This is a genomic window from Kitasatospora sp. NPDC059722 (genome assembly GCF_042733235.1).
In the GTDB taxonomy this organism is placed as follows: domain Bacteria; phylum Actinomycetota; class Actinomycetes; order Streptomycetales; family Streptomycetaceae; genus Kitasatospora.
The window spans coordinates 1-4,752 of record NZ_JBHWGD010000211.1 but is presented as its reverse complement, the minus strand read 5'-3'; the positions used below and the strand labels follow the sequence as shown (position 1 = coordinate 4,752).

4 protein-coding genes are annotated in these 4,752 nt (G+C 75.8%); 2 read left to right on the top strand and 2 right to left on the bottom strand.

Annotated elements, in window-relative coordinates; genetic code table 11:
- Nucleotides 1-248 precede the first annotated feature (248 nt).
- Complete coding sequence (locus ACFV4F_RS42375) at nt 249-587, top strand: hypothetical protein (RefSeq protein WP_380511178.1); 339 nt, start codon at nt 249-251, stop codon at nt 585-587.
- A gap of 40 nt (nt 588-627) precedes the next feature.
- Here ACFV4F_RS42375 and ACFV4F_RS42370 read toward each other — a convergent pair whose 3' ends face one another.
- Nucleotides 628-2,103: an FAD-dependent monooxygenase gene (locus ACFV4F_RS42370; protein WP_380511175.1), complete on the bottom strand. Its 1,476-nt coding sequence runs from the start codon at nt 2,101-2,103 to the stop codon at nt 628-630.
- Nucleotides 2,104-2,170: 67 nt separating this feature from the next.
- On the opposite strand from ACFV4F_RS42370, the gene ACFV4F_RS42365 reads away from it, so the two are divergent.
- Nucleotides 2,171-2,791, top strand: a complete 621-nt coding sequence (locus ACFV4F_RS42365; RefSeq protein ID WP_380511172.1) for a TetR family transcriptional regulator — start codon at nt 2,171-2,173, stop codon at nt 2,789-2,791.
- Nucleotides 2,792-3,009: 218 nt separating this feature from the next.
- Here ACFV4F_RS42365 and ACFV4F_RS42360 read toward each other — a convergent pair whose 3' ends face one another.
- Nucleotides 3,010-4,125, bottom strand: a complete 1,116-nt coding sequence (locus tag ACFV4F_RS42360; RefSeq protein WP_380511169.1) for a S8 family serine peptidase — start codon at nt 4,123-4,125, stop codon at nt 3,010-3,012.
- Nucleotides 4,126-4,752: the final 627 nt, after the last annotated feature.

Genomic DNA, 4,752 nt, shown 5'->3' with positions numbered 1-4,752 from the left:
GGGCTCCGAGCCCCGACCGGCGCCACCTGATCGCCCACTTCCGGACCCGCTGCCGCGGCGTCGTCGTCCTGCCCCGCCGTCACAGGGCCCGGGCGGCGGCGGTCCTCGAACTGGCCGCCCTCACCGGCGACGCGATGGCCGACCGCCGGATTTGACCGGGCCGCCCCGGGATTGACCGGCCCGGCCGCGGATTTGACGGCCCGGCCCGGGATTTGACCTGCCCGGCCGCCGGATGATCGGCTCGGGCCATGACCGGCGAGCCCCTACCCGACGAAGCGGTGCACCTCCTGAACGCCCTCCTCGGCGACGCCTACCCGGAGCTGTCCGCGCAGATCCCCCATCTGCGCGTCGCCGGCCACTGCCGCTGCCCGTGCCCGAGCATCGACTTCGCCCTGGACCGGTCGGCGGTGCCCGCGGCGCCCGCCGTGGACAGTCCGTTCGCCGAGGCCACCGTGCTCGACGAGACCGGCGAACCGGTGGGCGGCGTCATGCTGTTCGCGTCCGAGGGCTACCTGTCCTTGCTGGAGGTCTACTCCTGGTCCGACGACCCGGTCACCCGGCTCCCGTCCCCGGACCGGCTCGCCTGAGCGGACCTCGGGCGAACCGGCCCCGGGCCCGGGCCGGTGCTCAGCCGAACCAGCGGGCCAGGGCCGTGTCGAGCGGCGTCCCGTCGGTGTCGGTCCAGGCGAGGTAGCCGTCGGGGCGGATCAGGAGGGCCCCGGCCCCGTCGACGTCCTCCTCGGTCTTCGCCAGGACGTGCTCGACCCGGTCGGCCCGGTCGCCGACCGACCGCCGCCGGCCGTCGAGGGACAGCAGCAGGCCGCGGCCGGAGCGCATCAGCGAGCTCGCCCTGACCGGACCGTCCTCGGTGGTCAGTTCCAGGTCGATCAGCCGGGGGCCGACACCCGGGTAGTGGAGGTCCAGGCCGGACATCATGCCCGAGACGTACCGGTGGGCGTCGGGCAGCCGCAGCAGGTCGGTGACGATCTCGCGGACCGTGGCGATCTCCTCGTCCCGCCCCGGGTTCATGATCACGCCCTGCGCGCGGGTGTGGCGCAGCACCCGGGCGGCGACCGGGTACCGCTCCTCGTGGTAGCTGTCGAGCAGGCCGGCGGGCGCCCAGCCGTCGATCGTGCCGGCGAGCTTCCAGCCCAGGTTGACGGCGTCCTGGACGCCCAGGTTGACGCCCTGGCCGCCGATCGGCATGTGGATGTGCGCCGCGTCCCCGGCGAAGAGCACCCGGCCCTCGCGGTAGCGCTCGACCTGGCGCACGGCGTCGCCGAACCGGGAGGCCGCGCGCAGTTCGCCCAGCACCGTCTCCGGCCCGTACACGGCGTGCAGGGCCTCCCGGACCTCGTCGGCGGAGACCGGCGACGCGTGGTCCGGGCCGTCCCCGGAGAGCTTGCCGAACAGCATCCGGTACAGGTCCGGGCCGATCGGGTGCAGGATCGTGTGGAAGCCGTTGGCCGACCGCGCGTACTCGCTGAAGTGTCCGGGCTCGGTGCGGACCTTGTCCGAGCGCGAGACGAGCGTGAGGTCCGCGGCCACGGCGGACATCCGGCGCTCCCGGCCGGGGAAGGCGACGCCCAGCAGCCGGCGGACCGTGCTGTGCCCGCCGTCGCACGCGACGAGGTAGCGGCCCCGGATCTCGCCGCGGATCTCGCCGCTGCCGCCGTCTTCCGCTCGCCACTCGGCGGTGACCCCGTCCGCGTCCTGCGCGACCGCCGTCACCTCGCGGCCGCGGAGCACGGGCACGCCCCGCTCGGCGAGGAGTCCTTCGAGGTGCGCCTCCAGCGCGGCCTGCGGGACGCCGACCGGGTGCGGGTACCGGGTGCGCCACGGCGTGCAGTCCAGCTCGACCGGCAGGCCGGCGAAGTGCCCGCCCGAGCTCTCCCCCGCCGGCAGCTCCGCGAGCAGCGGCTCCAACAGCCCGCGCAGGTCCAGCACTTCGGCGGTGCGCGGCTGGAGACTGCCGGCCCGGGACTGGGTGCTCCGGGCGAGCAGCTTCTCCGTGACGACGACCGGGATCCCGGCCAGCGTCAGCTCGTGCGCCAGCATCAGCCCGGTCGGGCCCGCCCCCACGACGATGACTTCGGTCTGCACAGCAACCTCCGAAAGAAGAAACCAGGTGCAATTCTGCACTCAGTCTACCACAGGGTAGACTGAGTGCATGAATCAGCACATGGGCCTGCGGGAACGCAAGAAGGAACGCACCCGGGAGACGATCGCGGCGACCGCGATCCGCCTCTTCCTCGACAAGGGCTTCGACCAGGTGTCGATCACCGAGATCGCCGAGGCGGCGGACGTCTCCCGGCGCACCCTCTTCGCCTACTTCCCGACGAAGGAGGACCTCGTCCTCCAGCGCTTCGCCGACCACGAGAGCGAAGCGGCCCGCATCGTCCGCGCCCGCCCGGACGGCCAACCCCCGCTGGAGGCGCTGCGGACGGCCCGCCTCGACGCCCTGGCCCGGCGCGACCCGAACACCGGCCTCTGCGACGACCCCGAGGTCATGGCCTTCCTCCGCCTGATCGCCGGCACCGAGAGCCTGGCATCACGGCTGATCCGCTACTCCGAACGCGGCGCCGAAGCCCTGTGCACGGCCCTGCAGGAGGCCGACGTCGACCCGCTCACCGCCCGCCTCGTGGCCGCCCAGGTGATCGTGGTGCAGCGCGAGCTCGCGATCATGCACCAGGAACACCTGGCCGCCGGCACCTCCGCCGACGACCACTACCCGGCAGCCGTCCACGCCACCGAGCGCGCCTTCGACCTGCTGAGCAACGGACTGGGCTAGGGCGGGCCTTTCGGCTCGGGGTCGTTCAGCAGCGCCTCGACGAGGCCCGGTGGGTCCGGCGACCTTGGTGCCCCAGAGGTCGTAGTCGGTGCACAGGAGCCACAACCGGTCCGCGGCCCAGACGTTGGACGGACTGAAGTCGGCCTCGGGGTTGTCGTACAGGGCCACGGCATCCCCGAGACCGACGGGATCCCCCGTCCGCCGGGCTCGGGGTGGTGCTACGACGCGTCGTCGGCCTTTGCCGGTTGCCAGCGGCGGGCGCGGCCTCGGGGGGCTATGGCTCCGGCGACGGCTACCAGGCCGATCGTGCCCAGTGCGGTCAGGGCCACCGCTGTGGCCTGGGCGGGGGCTTCGGATGTGGGGCGGCCGGGTGGCATCGCCAGGGCGGCCGTGGTCGGGGTGGTGGGGTGCGGGCTCGGGGACGTCTCGTGGTCGAGCGTGCTCGTCACGGCCGCGACCAAGTCCACCGTTCCGTAACCGAGTTGCGGATCGGGCACCGGGCCGCCCGGGCGGTACGCGGTGGCTTCGAGACGGGCCGTCAGCTGGTCGGCGGTGAGGGTCGGGCGGTAGCCGAGGACCAGGGCCGCCGTGCCGGCGACGAAGGCCGTCGCGAAGCTCGGGCCCGCGCCCGTGTAGTAGCCGCCCGCCGCCGGGCCGGGGCCGGTCACGGCGTCGCCCGGGGCGGCCAGGTCCACCCGGCCGCCGACCGCCGCGTTCTCCGGCAGCGCCCCGGCCGGGCCGAGGTCGCGGACGGCCAGCACCTCGGGGTAGGCGGAGGGGTAGACGGGGGTCGGTTTGGTCTGCGCGGTGGGTGCGGTGTCGGGCCCGGCCGGGGCGACGATCAGCGCGCCCTTGGCCCGGGCCCGGCGCACGGCCCCGGCCAGTGCGTCGTTGCCCTCGGGGACGGTGACGCCGACGGCGATGATGCGCGCGCCCCGGTCGGCCGCCGCCGTGATGCCCTGGGCGAGCCGGTCCGCGGTGGTCGTGCCGGTGTCGTCGGTGACTCCCACCGCCAGGACCCGCGCGTGCGGCGCCAGGCCGGAGAAGCCGGTGCCGTCGCGGCGGTCGGCGGCGATCAGCCCGGCCAGGAAGCTGCCGTGGCCGACGCAGTCGTGCGCCGGGTCGGCGGCGCCGTCGAGCCTGGGCGCGAAGTCGGTACGGCCGGCGAGCAGCCCGGAGCCGTCGCCCAGCCCCGAGCCGAGCACCGCGACCGTCACTCCGTCGCCACGGCTCAGCTGCCACACCCGGTCGGGCCGCAGGAACGTCTGCGGCCAGGGCGTGAGTTGGGTGCCCTTCGCCGACGCGGGCAGGCAGCCCGCGGGCTTCCCGGACACGTCCCGCCGCACCTGGCTGACGCCCGGCAAGGCGTCCCCGGGCGAGGAGGACGGCGAGGGCGCGGTCGCGGGCGCAGGTGTGTCGGCCCATGCGGCTCCCGCCGGAAGCAGCAGCGCAGCGACCAGGACCGTCGCCGACGCCCGCGCTGCGAAGAGCCGTCGGCCGCCGGTGGTCGAGGCGGCGGACGGTACGGACGCCGACAACGCCCGCCGTGCCCGAGGCCGGCCTGCCGACGGCTCGCGCCCGCCCGCCTGCCCCGGTTCCTCGTCGGGCGAAGGCCGTCGGCCGGCGGTGGTCGGGGAGGGGGTCGGCAGCGCGGGCTCATCCCCACACGCGTCCCCCACGGACGCCGACGCCCCGGCTGCCAGTCCCCTCCCCTCCTCGCTCCGCCGGCCGACGGCTGTCATAGGGGCGGCCGGGACCACGGCCGCCGCGACCACCTCGTCCACCGGGACCACGTCGTCCGCCCGGCGCCTCACGAGAAGCCGCCGATCCGGCCTGCCGCAGCCCCGCGCGGCAGCGGTCGGGGGGGCGGGGGGGGGCGGGCGGGGGGGGGGGGGGCCCGCGCGCCGGCCCCCCCCCCCCCCCCCCCGCGCAGCCCCCCCCCCCCCAGCGGCGCGCGCGGG